The organism is Bacillus sp. GbtcB14 (genome assembly GCF_019091205.1).
GTDB lineage: Bacteria > Bacillota > Bacilli > Bacillales > Bacillaceae_G > Bacillus_A > Bacillus_A cereus_AG.
Genome location: NZ_JAGXJT010000005.1, coordinates 334,662 through 353,276 on the forward strand (window position 1 = coordinate 334,662; position 18,615 = coordinate 353,276).

Genomic DNA, 18,615 nt, shown 5'->3' on the forward strand with positions numbered 1-18,615 from the left:
AACCTGTAACTATAATAGTTACAGGTTGGTCGTATCCAATCAAAAAAATAAAATCATCATGAATGGAGAGGTTTCATAATGGGTATGAAAAAATTAATTTTAGCAGGTGCTTTAGGGATCGCAGCATTATCAGGAACAAATTTACCAGGATTAGAAGTAACAAAAGTGAGTGCAGCTTCTATTGAATCGAATTTCTCGACGTTAGAAGGACGAGTAGTAGAAGTAGATAACGGTGTACTTGTTGTGAAATCTAAGCAATATGAAGAACCTATTAGTGTGTATATAGATTCTCTTTCAAACGTGAAAGTAGGAGATGAAGTAAAAGCTACTGGATCTATGATGCGTAATTTTACAGAATATATGGTTGCAACTGCAATTGAAAATACAACAAACAAGTTAGGCATGCACATGAAAGAAGACGGTTCTCCTGATTATGTGATTGGAGAAGTATCAAAAATAGGGACGATGGAAGATGAGGGAGACGGTGCTACTAAATATGTCGTAGTTAAGTATCCATCGCTAAACGGGAAGAAAGTTATTATTGATGTTTTCTTAACAAAGGGACAAGTATTTAATACAGGTGAGAAAGTAAAAGTTGATATGAAGTATGTAGGTTGGGGCGGAAGTTCTATTAACTGGAACACAGTTGATCATATCGAAAAAGTTTATGAGGTAAAGAGCAACGTTGAAAATAATGATGGTGTTTGGATTTGGTCTTAATTAGACGCTTGTAAATAACAAATGTATCATGCAGTACCCATCGAATCATCATATGTATGATAATTCGATGGGTACTTTTTTGTTTTATGTTTTTTTGAGAATAACGGATTTCGGATTAGAATATGATGTTAATACTGGAGCGAAGGTGAAAAAAACAATATGGAAAGAGGTGTTTAAGGGTGGAGCGAGATGATGTTTATTTACGAGCTAAAAAAAGGGTAGAGAATTTACAAGCGTTTTATATTCATTTAACGGTCTATATACTAGTTAACTTAATGCTTTTTTTCATAAATATAAGTTCTGATTCAAGTAAATTATGGTTTTTATATCCACTTGGAGGTTGGGGGATCGGTATCGTTATACACGGTTTAACAACTTTTCCATTTGGGATATTCGGAAAAGAGTGGGAAGAACGAAAGATTAAAGAATATATGGAGAAAGATAAGTAAATGTATTTCTGGAATGTATGAATATAAAATCTCATATACATTTTTATAATCACACGCTTGAGGCGAAGTCTATTCTATAGCTTCGCCTATTTGCTTTGTATTCGAAGTTTGTGCGAGTGAGAGTGTGTATATTCATTTTTTAGGCTGAATTGCATGTGAAATCAAAACTTTATTTGTAGTACATAATAAATACAGTTGTTATCCTTTTTTAATCACATGTGGATATAGGCTAAAGTTGATGTATCATCCTATATTAAAATAAAAATAAACCACTGTTCGATTTGAATATTCCACGATATAATGGTGAGAGTTTATGACAGAATAAATATTTACATAAGAAGTGAGGTACTGTATGAAAAAAAGAACGACAGACATTATTTTTATTATTATCGGTGCATTTCTTTTTGCGTTAGGTGTGAATTTGTTTGTTATCCCGAACGAGTTTGGTGAGGGTGGAGTAACAGGTATCACGATTATTACGTACTATTTATTTGAATGGTCACCAGGCTTAGTTAACTTAATTTTAAATGCGATTTTGTTAATAGCTGGTTATAAATTTTTGAATAAGATTACAACAATTTATACGATTATCGCTGTAGTTACGAACTCGCTATTCCTTCATTTGACAGAAGGTTGGACGATTGCTTCGGATGAAATGCTTGTAAATGCCATTTTCGGAGGAATATTTATTGGGTGCGGGATTGGTCTTATTATTCGTGTTGGCGGAACAACAGCAGGTACTACCATCTTAGCAAGGATGACGCATAAATATTTAGGATGGAGCATTAGCTATGGTTTATTGTTCTTCGATTTAATTGTTGCGTTTTCATCTTATTTCATCATTGGTGCAGAAAAACTGATGATAACAATTATTATGCTATATGTAGCAACGAAAGTGATGGAATTTGTAATTGAAGGATTAAATCCGAAAAAGGCCATTACAATTATTTCTGATAACCCGAATGAGATTGCCGGGAAGGTCACTACCTTAATGGGCAGAGGGGTTACCGTGTACTCAGGTCATGGCTATTATACGAAAACTCCGAAGGAAATCCTTTATGTTGTTATTAATAAGCAAGAAGTAGTGAAGCTAAAACGGATTGTTCAAACTACAGATCCTGCTGCGTTCATCGCTATACACGATGTTCGTGACGTATTTGGAGAAGGATTCGTTGATATTTCTAAAGCATAGAAATTACTTTTCATTAAAATAATCTTAATACTAAAACGTAAGAATCTATTTTGAATAATCTTTTTTCAAAATAGATTCTTTTTCTTTTTCTTGCAAAAAAACCAATTGTTTCTTAATGTAAGAAATGTAGAAGGATGAACAAGAGAGGGTTTAATGAAGATGATACATATTTTATTAGCTGATGATGATAAGCATATTAGAGAATTGTTGCATTACCATTTACAAAAAGAGGGGTTTAAAGTTTTTGAAGCGGAAGATGGAAAGGTAGCGCAAGACGTATTAGAGAACGAAAATATTCATCTTGCGATAGTGGACATTATGATGCCGTTCGTTGATGGTTATACGTTATGTGAAGAAATACGGAAGTACCATGATATCCCGGTTATTTTATTAACTGCGAAAGATCAGTTAGTCGATAAAGAAAAAGGATTCATTTCTGGTACGGACGATTATATTGTAAAACCATTTGAGCCAGCTGAAGTCATTTTCCGTATGAAAGCATTGTTGCGCCGTTATCAAATGCTGAGTGCAGACATTATTACACTTCATGGGACGACAATTGATCGTAAAGGTGTTGAAGTAAAGTGTAACGGTCAAACGATTTTACTTCCATTGAAGGAATTTGAATTATTATCACAGCTCGCTAGTTATCCTGGAAGAACATTTTCAAGAGAAGAGTTAATTGAATTAGTATGGGGAATGGATTTTGAAGGGGACGAACGAACGGTTGATGTTCATGTGAAGCGACTGAGAGATCGTTTCTCAAAACGAACTGATGATTTTCAAATTACGACAGTGCGCGGACTCGGTTATAAGTTGGAGCTGAAATAAGATGAAATCACTATATTCTAGATTTGTTTTTATGACAGTGGGGATTATGCTTCTTAGTAGTATTATCGGTTTTTTATTAACGAACGTATATTATCAAGTGAAGTTAAAACCGTACAATAGTGAGAAGATTTTAGCGTATGCGGAAGAAGTTAAGTCATTATATGAAAAGCAAAGTGAAGGAAATCAAGAGGCATACTTGCATTCTATTGCAAAGTTAGGATATGAAATTTATATTGTCGATGATCAAAAGAATGGAAAGCGTATCGGGAATGCATTTCGTAAGACGTCTATTAGTGATGATACCGTACATAAAGTATTGCATGGCGAAACATTTAATGGTGTTTCTACGTATCCCACGCGTCTCTTTATTACCGGTTTTTTTGATAATGAGTTAATTAATAGTGTCGGTGTCCCAGTACAACACGGGGATAAACAGTACGCATTATTTATTCGTCCTGACATTCAGAACCAATTTGGTGAGATGCGAATTTTCTTAGCGGTTTTACTTGGGTTTATTGTGTTATTAAGTATTATTTTTATAGCGATTGCAGCAGGTTATATCGTTCGCCCAATTCGTAAATTTACGAAGGCTACGCAAAAAATTGCGAGTGGTGAATATGAAATTGAATTAGACGTAAAAAGAAAAGATGAAATAGGAACGTTATCTACAAGCTTCCAAAAGATGACGAAAAGTATAAAAGAACTAGATGAAATGCGACAAGAATTCGTTTCAAACGTTTCACATGAATTCCAGTCGCCGCTTTCTTCTATACAAGGTTTTTCGAAGACGTTGCAAACAGAAAAGATGAGTGAAGAAGAAAGAAATCATTACTTACAAATTATTGAGGGCGAAAGTAAGCGAATGTCTAGTTTATGTAAACAGTTACTCACGCTTGCTTCATTAGATAAAGAAGAGAAAGTGTTGCAAATAAAAGAATTCAATTTACAAAAGCAAATTAAAGATGTCATTTTTATGCTCGAATGGAAATGGCGTGAGAAAGATATCACTGTTGAGTTTGATGTGCCGGACATTACAATACAAGGCGATGAAAACTTACTTCATCAAGTATGGAGTAATATTTTTACGAATAGCATTAAATTTTCAAACGATGCTGGGACCATTGAGTTTTTTGTCGAAGAGTTAGAGTCTAGTGTCATTATCTCGATATCCGATAACGGAATCGGTATGGAAAAAGAAGAAATGGATCGTATTTTTGATCGTTTTTACAAAGTAGATACGGCAAGAGCAAGAAATGTAGAAGGTAGTGGTTTAGGGTTATCTATTGTGCAGAAGATTGTTGAACTGCATCATGGAAACGTTTCAGTGTATAGTACGAAAGGGGAAGGGACTACTGTTCGGGTGGAGCTTCCAAAATAGATGGAAGAGGCTGTTTGGGAACGGCCTCTTCTTTTTTGTCGCTAGTATACGTGTAAAGTGAAAAAATGTGAGCCATTTTAATTACATAATTGAACGAGTTTGTGGAGTGAGATCAGGAGGAAGTTTATTTGAAAATGTAGAATGTCTACAGAGTTATAAGGATTGTATTGAGACTTTAACTATTTAGGGAGGAAATTACTTTGAAACGAATTGATTTGTTATTAAACGCACTAGATTCAACATTCGATAAAGAGAGTTGGTATGCACCGTTTAAACAGGCTATAGAAGGACTTACAGCTGAACAGGCTATTTGGAAACCAGCTGGAGAGACAACGAATACCATTTGGGAGAACGTTAATCATCTCATTTATTACAAAGAGAGGCTTGTTGCAAACTTAGAAGGCCGTGAATGGACAAATAATCTCGACGGTGGTGAAACCTTCTATCTAACCAATCAATCTAATAGTGATAAGGAATGGAAGAAAGTCATTGAACGTTCTGAAAATGCTCAGCGTAATTTAAGGCAGGTATTAAGTGCAATTTCCGAAAGAGCGCTTGAGCAAAATTCACTAGAGGGGAAATTACTGGACATCATGCTTCATGATGCTTATCATACAGGCCAAATTATTCAATTAAGGAAAATGCAGGGGGCATGGCCATCAAAGCGTTAACTAAACGATTTAGTTGGTGCTATTGTTGAATAAAATTTAGATATTCAAACGACTTTATTGTTATATTTTTAGTGAAGTATTTTACATCCAAAATTAAATAACTATATGTTTAACCCCGTCCCCAATTTAGAACGGGGTTATGTTTGTTCTGCTATAAAGCCGTACCTTTCCCGCGCTCTACTTTAAATCGAACCCCAAAAGTATCCGCTGTAATTTCATCAGCTTTCGGCAAAGCCCTTAATTTCGGATGAAGTAGCCATACGAGAGAAATAAATAAAATCCCGATGCTAGCGAGTGCGAAAATGAGTTGGCTACTAAATACATTTGCGGTGTATCCGCCAATTAAGGAACCAAAAGGCATAGCAATTGTACCCATACTTCGCATGACTGAATTGATGCGTCCGATATACTGATTTGGGATTACAATTTGACTAATTGTCGCAAATAATATGTTGGTGGCACCAATCGGTACCCAAGCTAGGCCGAATAAAAAAATGGATAACCATTGAAACGGTACAATTGTAGAGAGAAACCAAAAGATAGCGCCAGTCGCAAAGCCAATAATAGAGACACGACCAACATTACGTTTACCAACCCATGAACTGAATAATGCACCAATGAGACTACCTGCTGATATAGCAGCTAAAAAGAAGCCATATGATTTCACGCCTCCTAAAGAATCAGCGAAAGAAGGGAGTATCGCCATCGTCATACCAATTGAAAAATTAGCAACAACTGAACCGATTAAGAATACGCCCATTAATGAACGGAAGACAATCGAAAAACCTTCTTTTAAATCAGTGAAATATTGTTTAGTTGATAGCGATGTATTGGTTTCTGTTTGCTTTGGCATTTTTAATGAAAAGAACAAAAGGGCAGTAATCGCGAATGTAAAGGAGTCGATTACATATAAGGTAATTGCGCCAAACAGTGCTACTAATATGCCAGAAAGAGTCGTGCAAATTAAATCAATGCCTTGATACGCAAATGAAAAGAGTGAATTTCCTTTTAATAGTTGTGTTTTATGCAGTAGAAGTGGTAAAGCTTTTGACTGTGCAGGATAGGCGAATTGTTCGATAAAAGCTACGATGGGCATGATGATAAGTAGTAGTTGAACGGTTAGTAGATCGAAGTAGTGTGTAATAGGAATGATTAAAATAAGAATGCATTGCAGAACTTGTGTAATGACGAGGGTGTTTTTTATTGGCCATCTATCAACGAATGGGCCGGTAAGGAATTGTAATGCAGAAGGTAATAAGGTAAGGAAACCAGCCAATCCAGAATAAAAAGAATTACCACTTAGCTTGTATACGAGCCACATCGCGGCTACATAATACAAGCTATCTCCTATGTTTGTGAAAATTCTCCCTAAAAATAATAAGAGGAAATTCCGGTTTTTTAATATGTCCACTTTATCTACTCCTTTATATTAAATTTATTCGGTAAAATAAATTTGACCGTCTCGGTAAAAAAAATCGTATTACGATTTTTCTTCTTCTTTAATAAATTGCTGCATTGTTCTCTCAGCGATTTGAAGTGCGGTGGTAGAAATGTAATAAGGTTTACTATTCGGATCTTTATCTGCACCTTTTGTGATTTCGTTTAATTCAGCCATCAATTCATGAAACTTTTTCACCCATACTTGAAATTGTTCTGGCGTAGCATCAAACTCCCAGCAAGATGAAACGTAATTCCACTTAGCTGGGTCTTCACTTGCATTTCGTAATGTAAAAGCTTCTTCTGGTGCAGCGAGAATTTGGCCTTTCGTTCTTTCTATCATTTGTAAAAAGATTTGGCGACCTGATTCGCTTAATATTTCTAAATGAGGTAATAGATCTGCGGCAGGGGTGAAGCCTTTAGCAACAGATTGATAAAACTTTTGAATGATGCCATTTTTTTCTTCGGTGTAAACGATCTCTATAAGCCCATTCTTTTCTAATTCTTTTAAATGATAATGAATTTTCGCCCTTGAAATGCCGAATTTCTCAGATAGCAGTTGTCCTGTATAAGGACGTTCGCATAGACGCATCATCATTTCGGCACGTAGTGGATCGCTTATTGCTTTTAGTTGGCTATAAGTAGTTAGTGTTAACATGGGCTTCAACATGATCAACTCCTCAAATAAAATTACTCGGTCAAGATTATTTGACTGAATTGTATCAAGGATTTTAATTATTTTCAATACTTTCTGAAAATTTAGTCTTCCCCTCTGTAATCTTCTGTTCATATTCCGTTCATATTTCTTTTTTATGATAAGTGCATAGAAAGAAAGAGGAAGGGGCGAGCGAAATGTTTTTAGCTCTGCGTGAATTAAAACAATCAAAATTAAGATACGGATTAATCGGACTGATTATGGTGTTATTATCATTTTTAGTCCTTGTGATTTCAGGATTAGCAAATGGATTATCATATGATAATGCTTCATCGATTCAAAATATGGAGGCAAATAAGTTTGTATTAGCAGATGATGCGGAAAATAAATTACTTCGTTCACAAATTAAGCAAGATGATGTAGATAACGTAGTAAATCAAGTAGGCGAGAAAGAGGCCGTTCCGTTTCGTGTAAAAATTTCAACCTATGAAAAGAAAGATAGTTCAAAAAAAGTGGATGTTGCTATTTTCTCAAGTGAACGCGATTCATTTTTAGAACCGAACATTGTAAAAGGTGAGAAATTAGGTACAGCAAACAACGAAATGGTTGCTGATGAATCAATTAAAGAAAAAGGAATCGATATTGGAGATACAATTATTGATCCTGTTTCAAAGAAAGAATTTAAAATCGTTGGATTTACGAAAGATCAAATGTTTAGCCATACACCAGTCGTTTATGTAAATGAAGACGTATGGGGTTCTATCTCTCAACCAAATCAAAAAGATTATAGTGCAATTGCGCTTAATACAGATAAAGACATTAAAAATGCACATGTTATCGACAAAAAAGAAGTATTACAAAGCATTCCAGGATTTAAAGAAGAACAAGGAACATTAACGATGATTATTGCGTTCTTACTTGTTATCGCAGCGTTACTAATTGGTGTATTCTTCTACGTAATTACATTACAAAAAACACAGCAATTAGGTGTATTAAAAGCAATCGGTACGAAAAATTCTTATTTAGCAAATAGCTTAGTCATACAGGCGTTATTCTTATCAGTTGTGGCGATGATAATCAGTATTGTTCTTGTACAAGGGTTAGAACAAATTTTACCAGCAGGTATGCCGTTCTTATTAACAACACCGATGATTGCACAATATGCAGCAATCTTTATCGTCATTAGTATTTTAGGAACACTTATTTCGTTATACCAAGTATTAAAAGTTGATGCATTAGAAGCAATTGGAGGCGGGATGTAATGACTTCATTATTAAAATTAGACAAAGTAAGTAAAGTGTACGGAGAAGGGAATACGGAAGTAACAGCCCTTCATCCGATGTCGCTTGATGTGAAAGCTGGAGAGTTTATTGGAATCGTCGGTCCTTCTGGATCAGGGAAAAGTACGTTATTATCAATCGCGGGTGCATTACTATCACCATCAAAAGGGGATATTTACATTCGTGAGCAAAATATTACGCAGCTATCGGAAAAGGAAATGACAGACATTCGCTTGAAAAAAATCGGCTTCATTTTCCAATTCGCAAATCTTGTTCCATATTTAAATGTGAAGGAACAGTTACTTTACATTGCAAAGCTAAAAAAAGAAAGTAAACAAGAATCTGAAAAACGTGCAGATCATTTATTAGCAGCATTTGGATTAGGCGAAAGAAAAAATCATTATCCAAATCAATTATCTGGTGGAGAAAAGCAGAGGGTCGCAATTGCTCGTGCGTTCATGAACAATCCAGATTTAATACTAGCAGATGAACCAACGGCAAGCTTAGACTCAAAACGTGCACGTGAAGTCGTTGAAATGATGAAACGTGAAGTGAAAGAAAGTCAAAAAGCAGCAATTATGATTACACATGATGAAAGAATGCTTGATGTATGTGATCGTATATTGACGCTTAGAGATGGGAAATTGGTATGATGAAAAAAGGAACTCTTACGATTGTAAGAGTTCCTTTTTTTATTTTGTCATCCATTAACAAGAGGAAGAGGGAGGGATACTTTGTGGAAACCGGAATAAATTTTCGGGATCATATTTTGCTTTTATTTTCCGTAGCTTATCGAAGTTTGCTCCGTAATATTCTTGTCCGAAATTTTCGATGTTTTGGTCTGGAACATTCACATAAGAACCAGTTACATAAGGTTTTATTAGTTGGCGTACTCTTTCAACTGATGCTAGATTAGCAGCTTCTTCGGATTTGTCTTTCCAGCTAGCAGTCCATTCCGTATAAAATAATGGGCTACGCCAAAAGAAAGCTGTTTTACTGCTAGGTACTTTACTTATAGCACCGCCCCAATTAATAAAAAAGAAATTAGCTTCGGTTCCAGTAGCTTCTTCTAAAAATTGTTTCATAATTGAAATAGGCTCTTCCGGCCAAAGGTTCAGTGCCCAAGCCGAAGAAAACTTAACGCTTTGATCAGATCGACCAGGGATTGGCTCATCAGGATCTAAGAAATCGATAGCGGCTGGGTAAGGTAATTCTTCTATAACAATTTGTGTTGGAGTTCCAGCACTTGTTAAAGGTTCTAACAGTTCTATGAGTTCACTTTTGGAACCTAAAAAAATACCTTCTGCATGACAAAGTCCATTTATTTTGCTGTAAATTTCAAGTAGGCACCCTAATCGTGAGTCTACAAAAGGAGCCCATTCTTGCCAGACTTTGAAAACAGTTTCTAACTGATCCCATGGCCAAATGATATTAAAAACAGTGGCAGTATTTGGGGCGCGATGAAGTTTCAATGTGTATTCAGTATTGTATCCGAAGTTTCCGCCGCCACCTCCTCTAGAGGCCCACAATAAATCTTTATTGCAACATGGATCCGCTTGAATGATTCGGCCTTTCGCATCGACCGTTTCTAAAGCTATAAGGTTATCACTTATTAGACCGATTGTTCGTGAAACGACTCCAAATCCTCCTCCCATTGTAATGCCGCCGATTCCAACTGTTGGACTATCTCCAAACGGTGACATAAAACCTTCTCTAGCTAGTCCTTTTACAAGTGGACCGACGTGGATTCCAGTTTGAACGGTTGCTATACCATTCTTTTTATCTAAACTTACTTTGTTCATATCACTTACATCGATAACAATGCCGCCATTTACTACAGAAAGGTTTTTATCTAGCGCATGTCGACCGCTTCTGACACGTAACGGAACATGATTTTCGCGAGCCCATTTAATGGCGTTACTGACATCATATGAACTTTGTGCAAAAACGAAGACGAGGGGGAAGACATCAACGTAAGGATTCCAATTCTTAATAGCTTCTATATAACCGGGGTCTCCTTTGTATATGACTCGTCCTGTGAGTTTTGTTGAACCCATGTATTTCACTCCTTAGAAATATTTATAGATGTCGTTCTAATGTAGCGGTGGAACATGGTCATGTAGTAATTAGAAGAATAAGAACTTTATGGGAGGTAGGATGAACATATCATGTAGGTACTAATAGAGGCTGAGTATATGGTGGTTTAGAGGGTTTGAAAAGCTTTATTGCTACACAAGTTCTATTAGTAGTGTATGAATTGAGAGTTAACAATGTTAAAGAATTGTACATTTTCCTATCAGCATGACTTTGGAGAATTACAATATGAGTGAAAGGCTTCTAGTTTGGTTAAAGCATAAGGAATGAATATGAGTTTGAAATTTGATCAATGTATTTGTTTTCTGGGGTAGTATCAGAGTGAAAAAGTAAAAGGTTTACTATTACAAAAATGATATGTGAATAGAGAGAATTCTATTTTAGAGGAATAGTTAGTTCATAAACTGACCTATATTTGGTCTTTGCCTTAAGAAGCCGATGCAATGGTTCTTAAGGCAGAGACCGTAGATTATATAATTTAAATTATAACTGTCTTATAAAAAACTTTTAATTTTATTGCGTGCAAGTAATAAAACGCCGCCTAGTACAGATAACATGCCTAAAGCCATATTATTTGATTCTTCACTACCAGCGTTAGGAAGTTCTCTAGCATTGTTGTTTGTATTTGTAGTACCAGTTTTTGTTTCTGTTTGTTTCGATTGAGATACTTCATTAATTTTGTTATCAACATTTTGCTTCGTTGTATGTACCTCAGCTAATTTGTCATCAATTTTTTTCTCAGTATGTTTAAAGTCGTTGATTTTAATATCTAAGTCTTGTTTTTTCTTTGTTAAATCATCTGAAACAGTTTGTTTCGATTGTTTTATTTCGTTAATTTTATTTAGTAACTCTTGTCTAGCTGTTTGTAATTCAGCTAGTTTGTTTTTTACATCTTGCTTAGCAAGTTCTAAGTTAGCGGAAAGACTATCTAAATTGCCTTTAATTTTTTTTAGTTCCTCTAGCGTGTTCCCAGTATTCGGCTTATTTTCTTTTAACTCAGCAAGTTTGTCCTCGGCAGTTTGTTTTGCTTTCTTTAACTCAGCTAATTTTTCATCTACTTGTTTTTTAACGTCCTTAAGTTCATTAACTTTTTGATCAATGTTCTCTTTATGTTGCTTCATTTCATTCACTTTTTCATCGACAGTTTGTTTATGTTCTTTAATCTCATTCACTTTGTTATCGATATTTTGCTTATGTTCTTTTACTTCAGCAACTTTATCTTCTACTTGCTTTTTATGCTCTTTAATCTCAGCGATTTTATCTTCGGCGATTTGCTTGTCTTGCTGAAGTTTTGCATCTAACTCTTGTTTACGTTGTTTCATCTCGTTAATTTTTTCATCAGCAACTTGTTTACGCTCATGTAGTTCGTTAACCTTCGTATCAACATTTTCCTTAACTTGGTTAAGTTCATTCAATGTTTGATCCACGTTTTCTTTGTGCTGCTGCAATTTCGCATCTAACTCTTGTCTATGTTGCTTAATTTCAGCTAATCGATCTCCCGTGCTTTGCTGAGGAGTAGCATCAGTTACTTCCGCATGAGCAGAGTTTGCGCCAGCAATCATCGCTAAAGCTAGTGTAGACGCAGCAATTGTTTGTTTTGTTTTCATATTTTTGTACCTCTTTTCTTTCATATGCATGAGCTGTTTTGTGTAAAATTGAGCATATAGAAGTAGATTATTTTATCATTATATACCATGTTAGGCTCTTAGAGGAAGGATTTGCATAATAATCTATGATTATGTAATTCTTATAGTCTCTTATTCTGGAGTAGGGGACAACTCTTTAGTTAGATGAACAATTTCTTCTATAGTAAACTGTAGATCTTTACTATTACGAATAACAAACAAATAATCAGCCTCGTTTTCTACAGGATCTACCACATCATCGTGAAGGGATTCAGTTTGTTGTCGATCAAGTACTTCTTTGAAACTAGAATATCCACCTCTAAAAATATTGGTACTTCGCGTGCTTCGAGCCACTCTTTCATAAAGTACATCATCTGGAATATCAAAATGAACGAGTACACGTACATATTCCTCTTTCTGAAATAATTCATTTAGCAAATACATTCGTCCGTTGCGGCTTCTATTTGAGTTGCAAATAATAAGGTGTAAATTTGTATGTTCTTTTGCATAATCAACAATGAATTTTGAAAGACCATGCTTAAATGTATTAGGGCCCTTAGCCGGCTGTAATTTTTCATAGTGCGTGTTAATAAATTCTGCTTGGTTATCTTGATCCATAACGAAAGAGTGGGGTAACTCTTTTTCTAATGCTCTTGCAAATGTAGTTTTTCCGCTGTGTGTTTTTCCTACGGTAATAATGACGAATCGTTTCATATTGGCCTCCATTTATATTGTTATAAGTTGAAATATTCCGTGTGAATTGAAATCTTCCTGCTAGAAAATAAGTAATTTGTCGGAGTGAGGAGAAATGACTCGATATGTGCGGGTAAAAGTGTTTTGTAATTGTTTGACAGACGGTTGACCTTTACACTATACTGTAAACAACTAGTTACAGTATGGTGTAAAGGATACAGTGAACTGAAAAGGATGGTTGGTATGGAAACTTTTACTGCAAAGCAGATTACAGAAATTCTTCAAAAGGAAGGGACGAATATAAATTTAAGAACTGTGCGGTATTATACGCAAATTGAAATTGTGCCTCCTTTAGAGTTAGTAGGGAATAAAAGGGCTTATACAGAGAAACATTTACATTATTTTCGGGCGATCATCACACTATCAAAAACAGGAGAAACACTTGCTTCTATTCAGGAAAAGTTGAAAGAAATGTCTCTTGAAGAAATTATAAAAATTGGGGAACGAATGACTTTTTATCAGTCGGATAAAATTCTTCAGCATGAAACACATAAAGTGAATGATGATGTGTTCATTACTTTAAGTACGAATGTTTCAGATGAATTGAAGCAACAAGTCATTAACTCTGTTTCACAAATTTTAAAAGGAGAAAAGTGATGAAAATCAAATTAGCGAAGTCGATGATTGAAAATGAAGAAGGAACGAACCATGTATTAATTGAAATTCCGGATTCTTTGTCTTACGTTTCAGCTGAAATTGCTATTTCTCTACCGAGTGGTTTATCTCGATCTAAAAATGTGAATGGATTTTATGAAGATGAATTTGGCACGATTTTTATTGATAATATTTCTGGAAAACTACAACTTTTAATTGAATTTTTCACTGAAGAACCAGTGTCATGTGGAAAAGAAATGATCGCTGTGAATCTAATTTATAAAGATAAAGAAGGCCAAGATACGTGTATAAATGAGTTTATCCCGTTGTTAATTACTCAAGAAGATGAGATGGATGAGTTAGTTGTTAATAAAGAGGTAACTGATCTTGTGAAAAGATTTCTGATAGGAGAAATAGTGGCTGAAGAAGGTGAAGATAACAGATTTGTTAACATTCGGCCGAAAATACAACAAATAAATAATCAATTCTCTGAGCTAGAAAAGAAATATCGAATTGATTTTTAATATGAAGTGGAGGAAATAAACATGAATTTGATTCCTTATGTCGTTGAACAAACCAATCGAGGGGAACGTTCGTATGATATTTACTCTCGATTATTAAAGGACCGCATTATAATGCTTACCGGTGAAATTACAGATGAATTGGCAAACGGTGTCGTTGCACAGCTACTATTTTTAGATGCAGATGATCCGGAGAAAGATATTAGCATTTATATAAATTCTCCTGGGGGATCTATTACAGCTGGGATGGCGATATTTGATACGATGCAACTTATAAAAGCTGATGTTAGTACATTATGCGTTGGAATGGCAGCTTCTATGGGAGCATTTTTACTCGCTGGAGGAGAAAAGGGGAAACGTTTTGCTTTGCCGAATGCGGAAGTGATGATTCATCAACCTCTTGGCGGAGCAAGAGGGCAAGCGACTGATATTGAAATTAGTGCAAAACGAATTTTGCATATGAGAGAACGTCTGAATCAAATATTATCAGAACGAACAGGGCAGACTGTGGAATCACTGCAACGTGATACAGAGCGTGACAACTTTATGACCGCTGAGAATGCGCTGAATTATGGATTGATTGATAAAATACTGGTACGCCAGTCATAAGGAGTGCAGAAATATGGATAATGAAACGAAGAGTGTTTATTCTGTAGAGTACGAAATGGCTGAAGTTGTATTTTATAAAAAAGTTGTAGCAACGAGTTTTGATAATGCGAAAAGTCAAATCCGTCAGCAATACCCTGATGTGCATATCCGAGCGGTTTCGATTTTAGATGATTTAAAAGACGTATAAGTTGACAAAAAAACTTATTTGTGCTATAATTTACCAATATAAAAATAACGTGTATAATAGGGTTCTCCTGGCCAGGGGGACCCTATTTTTGTTGTGAAAATGAAGGAGAGTGTATGTGCGTGAAAAAAGGTGAAGCAAGTGTAACGTCGTTAGTATCAGCTTTTGGAAGGGCATATCATAGTGAATTTGATAGTCCTAAAATCTTTGATGATTATGTAGCTAAAGATTTAATTTCACAAAAAGAACGTAACAATATTGAAATGAACATGGTTCAAGGGATACATTTTTTCAATAAAGACATTGCAGAGAAGTTTCAAGACAATCCAAAAGAAATATTAAAATGGATTACGCAAGTTCAGTTGTCACCAACACCTTTAGCACGTGCAGCCTATTGTGAACGAGTATTACTACATGAAATTACACTAGGAGCAAAACAATACGTCATACTCGGTGCGGGATTAGATACGTTCAGTTTTAGACACCGAGAATTAGAAAATAAAATAGAAATATTTGAAGTGGATCATCCTTCTACGCAACAGGCTAAGAAGGTAAGAGTGAAAGAAGCAGAATTTGAAATTCCAAATAACCTTCATTTTGTTTCGATGGATTTTACGAAAGGATTTTCCTATGAACAGTTACGTAATGAAGGATTTCAAAATAAAAAGACTTTCTTTAGTCTTTTAGGTGTTGCGTATTATTTAACGAAAGAGGAACTTTCCAGTTTAATAGAATGTTTATTTGAGTCGGTTCCAGCAGGGAGTTCCATCGTTTTCGATTATCCTGATGAAAACTTATTTACGGAAAAAGGATTATCCAATCGAGTTGAAAACATGGTGAAAATGGCTGTGGTAGGCGGAGAACCGATGAAATCATGTTTTTCTTATACCGAAATGGAATCTCTGTTAGAGAAGTCTGGTTTACTCATTTATGAGCACTTATCACCAGAGGATATTCATAAATTATATTTTGAGGGACGAAACGATTTTTTAGAAGCTTTTGAGACGGTGCATTACGTTCATGCGGTGAAGAAGTAGATAATCGTTATGGTGAATATTCAGGGGAAACAATTGGGATTTCTTAAGAAAGAAGAGATTTTGTCTTTTAATTGTACACACGAATCAATTTACTTTAATAGTTAGATTCAAATAAACTATGATATGATTAGTATTGGATTTCTTAATAAGGGGGTTTTAAAATGACGCCAGAACAAATTGTTAGAAAGTTTTTTGAAGAAGTACGTTCGGGGAATAATCCTGACTATTCAAATCAATTAATGGCAGAAAAAGTATTGGCACATCAAATTGTATCTGAAGAAGAACAAACAGTTTGCAGAACACCTGAAGATTATACTGAACATGTAAGAGAGATGATTGAAGTATACGGTAATTTTTCTTTAGAAATTCAAGAATTTTTAGTACAAGGAAATAAAGTATATGTACGTTGGAAACAAGTAGGTATGCATCTAGGAGAAATCGATGGATATCAACCTACAGGACTCCCAATAATTCAAATAGCAAGTGCGGTGTATAGAGTAGAAGATGGAAAAATTGCAGAGTATTGGATTCAAATTGATAGGTCAGGAATTCAAAACCAATTAGAGCGCAATAAAAATATGCAGTAGTTAACTTTTAAAGCTATAAGTAGGCATGGAGAGAAATCTCTGTGTCTCTTTTTTTAGGGGAAATAAGGAAATGAGATGTAGTGCTGGGAAGTAGTAAGTATATCGTTATTGGAAGGGGAATTCGATGGTTTAAAGAATATGTAGTATGAATATAAAAGATTAAGTAGCAATGATTAAGGAGAATATAATGTACACAATTGGACAAGTTGCTAAATTTTTAGGTGTATCTAGAGATACTTTGAAGTTTTATGAGGAAAAAGATTTGGTCAAGCCAAAGCAAAATATTGAGAATGGATATAGAAAATATAATCATTTTGATATATATGATATAACAACGGTAAATTTCTATAGGGAAATGGATATCGAAATAAAAAAAATTCAAGAATTAAGAAAAAGTAAGAGCATAGAAGGAGTAAAATCATTGCTGGAAGAGAAAGAGAAAGAAGTTTTAGACGAGATAGCATATAAAAAACTTCTTTTAAAAAAACTTCAAATTGTAAAAGAAGATTGCGAAAAAATAAAGCAATTCTTAGGGAAATACGTAGTAAAAGAAATGAAGCCATTAGAAGTAATCGGAGAAATAGAGCATTTTACTGCGTATGATGAATATGAATCTTTAAAAAAGAACACGGATAGCCTAAAAAAGGCAGTTACTCTAAACTCTTTACGAAGAGTCATAAGTTTTAATGAAGAAGGTATTATAGAAGATAAATTTATCATTGTAAGTAAAGTAGAGGACTTTGATAAAGGGATAGAAGGGAGAATTTTATCGCATCCAAAATGTATTTATACAGTTATTGAAGATGGAAGATGGTCAACTGGTGGGAAAAGTATAGATCATATCGTGGAATCCAGTTTAAGAAAAGCAGTAATAGAACAAGGCTATGAGCTTTTGGGGCTAGTGTATATAAACATATTACTTACCACGTATGAAGATGAACTTGAGCGTATATTTTTAGAAATATATGCACCTGTAAAATAATGCAGACATGTATTGACCTGTGAGTAACCCCCAGGTTTAAGCTGAGAGTATCTGTAAATATAAATACTATTATGTTTACGAAATACTTAGTTTGAAATGGGGATTGTGCATGAATAGGGAAAAGGAACTAAAAAAACCAGTAGCGAGTTTTATTGTACTAACCAATATCATTTTTCTACCACTTTTTTTGCTTGTAGGAGCTATAAGTATGTTGAAATTTCCTTTATGGATCTTTGATGTAATGTTTTGTATATCATCTTGGTCTTCAACCTTTGCTTTTGTCTTGCTATTTAAAAAAATTTATCCGGGGCAGAGTTTTATACAATTTGTAAAAGATAAATTCAAGACTAAACTTAAATTATCTGTGATTCTTACTGCAAGTATGATTCAAGCTTTCATATTTTTAATGATTTTGTTTCTAATAGCTAAAAATAGTGAAGTAGACTCTATTTTTACTGTATCTTCATGGGGAATGCTAATCTATTTCTTTGTTAAAAATTTTCTTGCAGGGCCATTGGGAGAAGAACTAGGATGGCGAGGATTTGCACAAATTGAGCTTCAAAAGAAGTATTCACCATTAAAAGCTTCAATAATCATTGGATTTTGGTGGGGGATGTGGCACCTACCTATTTGGTTTACTACAGGATTTGTTGGGATAGACCTAATTAAATATATTCTATTTTTTATGATCTCTATCATATCTATAAAAATCGTCATGACTGCATTTTACAACTTAAATCAGAATTTAATTATCCCAATCATCATCCATCAATTTTTTAATTTCTTTATTGGTATTATAAACGGAAACTTAATCGATCTAATTATGTATAATGCGATTTTTTATTTAGTAGTAGCAGTTTTAATGATTGGTATAAATCCAAAGAGAGTTCTGTATGGAAGGAAAGATATAGACATTATCAATGGAAAGTTTCATAGAGTATAGTAATTTAATCACTGTTTTGTGGAAACAAAACTGTCATTTTCTGCCAGATACACAAGTTGTAGGACTGGGGTAA

General features: G+C 34.6%; 21 protein-coding genes. 16 read left to right on the plus strand and 5 right to left on the minus strand.

Translation table 11 applies throughout. From position 1 onward, the window contains the following. Positions 1–78 precede the first annotated feature (78 nt). From KVT31_RS17315 to KVT31_RS17340, 6 genes are all read left to right on the plus strand, one after another. Positions 79–720, plus strand: a complete 642-nt coding sequence (locus KVT31_RS17315; RefSeq protein ID WP_088096991.1) for an ATP F0F1 synthase subunit alpha — start codon at positions 79–81, stop codon at positions 718–720. 179 nt (positions 721–899) lie between these two features. Then, the gene (locus tag KVT31_RS17320) at positions 900–1,169 is read left to right on the plus strand and encodes a 2TM domain-containing protein (RefSeq protein WP_088096990.1); all 270 of its coding nucleotides are present in this window, start codon (positions 900–902) and stop codon (positions 1,167–1,169) included. Between the two features lie 352 nt (positions 1,170–1,521). Beyond that, positions 1,522–2,361, plus strand: a complete 840-nt coding sequence (locus KVT31_RS17325; RefSeq protein WP_000747488.1) for a YitT family protein — start codon at positions 1,522–1,524, stop codon at positions 2,359–2,361. Positions 2,362–2,514: 153 nt separating this feature from the next. Then, positions 2,515–3,192 carry a response regulator transcription factor gene (locus KVT31_RS17330; protein ID WP_016080976.1) on the plus strand — a complete coding sequence of 226 codons (678 nt, stop codon included), beginning with the start codon at positions 2,515–2,517 and terminating at the stop codon, positions 3,190–3,192. A 1-nt stretch (position 3,193) separates the two neighbouring features. Further along, entirely contained in the window at positions 3,194–4,570 is a 1,377-nt protein-coding gene (locus KVT31_RS17335; protein WP_088096989.1) for a sensor histidine kinase, read from the plus strand. Positions 4,571–4,770: 200 nt separating this feature from the next. Further along, positions 4,771–5,241 carry a DinB family protein gene (locus tag KVT31_RS17340; protein ID WP_088096988.1) on the plus strand — a complete coding sequence of 157 codons (471 nt, stop codon included), beginning with the start codon at positions 4,771–4,773 and terminating at the stop codon, positions 5,239–5,241. Between the two features lie 151 nt (positions 5,242–5,392). Here KVT31_RS17340 and KVT31_RS17345 read toward each other — a convergent pair whose 3' ends face one another. Beyond that, positions 5,393–6,652 (minus strand): MFS transporter, encoded by a 1,260-nt coding sequence (locus tag KVT31_RS17345; RefSeq protein ID WP_088096987.1) that lies wholly within the window; start codon positions 6,650–6,652, stop codon positions 5,393–5,395. Positions 6,653–6,721: 69 nt separating this feature from the next. Beyond that, positions 6,722–7,345, minus strand: coding sequence for an ArsR/SmtB family transcription factor (locus KVT31_RS17350; RefSeq protein ID WP_088097220.1), 624 nt, complete (start codon positions 7,343–7,345; stop codon positions 6,722–6,724). A 185-nt stretch (positions 7,346–7,530) separates the two neighbouring features. Between KVT31_RS17350 and KVT31_RS17355 the strand changes: the two genes are divergently transcribed. Further along, positions 7,531–8,595 (plus strand): ABC transporter permease, encoded by a 1,065-nt coding sequence (locus KVT31_RS17355; RefSeq protein ID WP_088096986.1) that lies wholly within the window; start codon positions 7,531–7,533, stop codon positions 8,593–8,595. Further along, positions 8,595–9,266, plus strand: coding sequence for an ABC transporter ATP-binding protein (locus KVT31_RS17360; RefSeq protein ID WP_029442791.1), 672 nt, complete (start codon positions 8,595–8,597; stop codon positions 9,264–9,266). The genes KVT31_RS17355 and KVT31_RS17360 overlap by 1 nt, the downstream gene beginning before the upstream one ends. 54 nt (positions 9,267–9,320) lie before the next feature. Here KVT31_RS17360 and KVT31_RS17365 read toward each other — a convergent pair whose 3' ends face one another. The 3 genes from KVT31_RS17365 to KVT31_RS17375 all read right to left on the minus strand — a co-directional run bounded on the left by KVT31_RS17365 (position 9,321) and on the right by KVT31_RS17375 (position 13,058). Further along, a complete protein-coding gene (locus KVT31_RS17365) occupies positions 9,321–10,670 on the minus strand; it encodes an FAD-binding oxidoreductase (RefSeq protein ID WP_088096985.1) in 1,350 nt (449 codons plus the stop codon). 531 nt (positions 10,671–11,201) lie between these two features. Further along, a complete protein-coding gene (locus tag KVT31_RS17370; RefSeq protein ID WP_088096984.1) occupies positions 11,202–12,314 on the minus strand; it encodes an LPXTG cell wall anchor domain-containing protein in 1,113 nt (370 codons plus the stop codon). Between the two features lie 150 nt (positions 12,315–12,464). Beyond that, complete coding sequence (locus tag KVT31_RS17375) at positions 12,465–13,058, minus strand: ATP-binding protein (protein ID WP_140392497.1); 594 nt, start codon at positions 13,056–13,058, stop codon at positions 12,465–12,467. 210 nt (positions 13,059–13,268) lie between these two features. Here KVT31_RS17375 and KVT31_RS17380 point away from each other — a divergent pair, with 210 nt between their 5' ends. The 8 genes from KVT31_RS17380 to KVT31_RS17415 all read left to right on the plus strand — a co-directional run bounded on the left by KVT31_RS17380 (position 13,269) and on the right by KVT31_RS17415 (position 18,542). After that, positions 13,269–13,682, plus strand: coding sequence for a MerR family transcriptional regulator (locus KVT31_RS17380; protein ID WP_088096982.1), 414 nt, complete (start codon positions 13,269–13,271; stop codon positions 13,680–13,682). Continuing rightward, entirely contained in the window at positions 13,682–14,203 is a 522-nt protein-coding gene (locus KVT31_RS17385) for a hypothetical protein (RefSeq protein WP_088096981.1), read from the plus strand. Before KVT31_RS17380 ends, KVT31_RS17385 begins: the two co-directional genes overlap by 1 nt. Before the next feature lie 21 nt (positions 14,204–14,224). Beyond that, positions 14,225–14,809, plus strand: a complete 585-nt coding sequence (gene clpP / locus KVT31_RS17390; RefSeq protein WP_088096980.1) for an ATP-dependent Clp endopeptidase proteolytic subunit ClpP — start codon at positions 14,225–14,227, stop codon at positions 14,807–14,809. A gap of 13 nt (positions 14,810–14,822) precedes the next feature. Beyond that, the gene (locus KVT31_RS17395; protein ID WP_170930145.1) at positions 14,823–14,996 is read left to right on the plus strand and encodes a hypothetical protein; all 174 of its coding nucleotides are present in this window, start codon (positions 14,823–14,825) and stop codon (positions 14,994–14,996) included. A 113-nt stretch (positions 14,997–15,109) separates the two neighbouring features. Then, entirely contained in the window at positions 15,110–16,030 is a 921-nt protein-coding gene (locus tag KVT31_RS17400) for a class I SAM-dependent methyltransferase (RefSeq protein WP_088096979.1), read from the plus strand. A 161-nt stretch (positions 16,031–16,191) separates the two neighbouring features. Beyond that, entirely contained in the window at positions 16,192–16,617 is a 426-nt protein-coding gene (locus tag KVT31_RS17405; RefSeq protein WP_088096978.1) for an ester cyclase, read from the plus strand. 187 nt (positions 16,618–16,804) lie between these two features. After that, the gene (locus tag KVT31_RS17410; RefSeq protein ID WP_088096977.1) at positions 16,805–17,599 is read left to right on the plus strand and encodes a MerR family transcriptional regulator; all 795 of its coding nucleotides are present in this window, start codon (positions 16,805–16,807) and stop codon (positions 17,597–17,599) included. A 109-nt stretch (positions 17,600–17,708) separates the two neighbouring features. Then, entirely contained in the window at positions 17,709–18,542 is an 834-nt protein-coding gene (locus tag KVT31_RS17415) for a CPBP family intramembrane glutamic endopeptidase (RefSeq protein WP_088096976.1), read from the plus strand. The last annotated feature ends 73 nt before the right edge of the window (positions 18,543–18,615 follow it).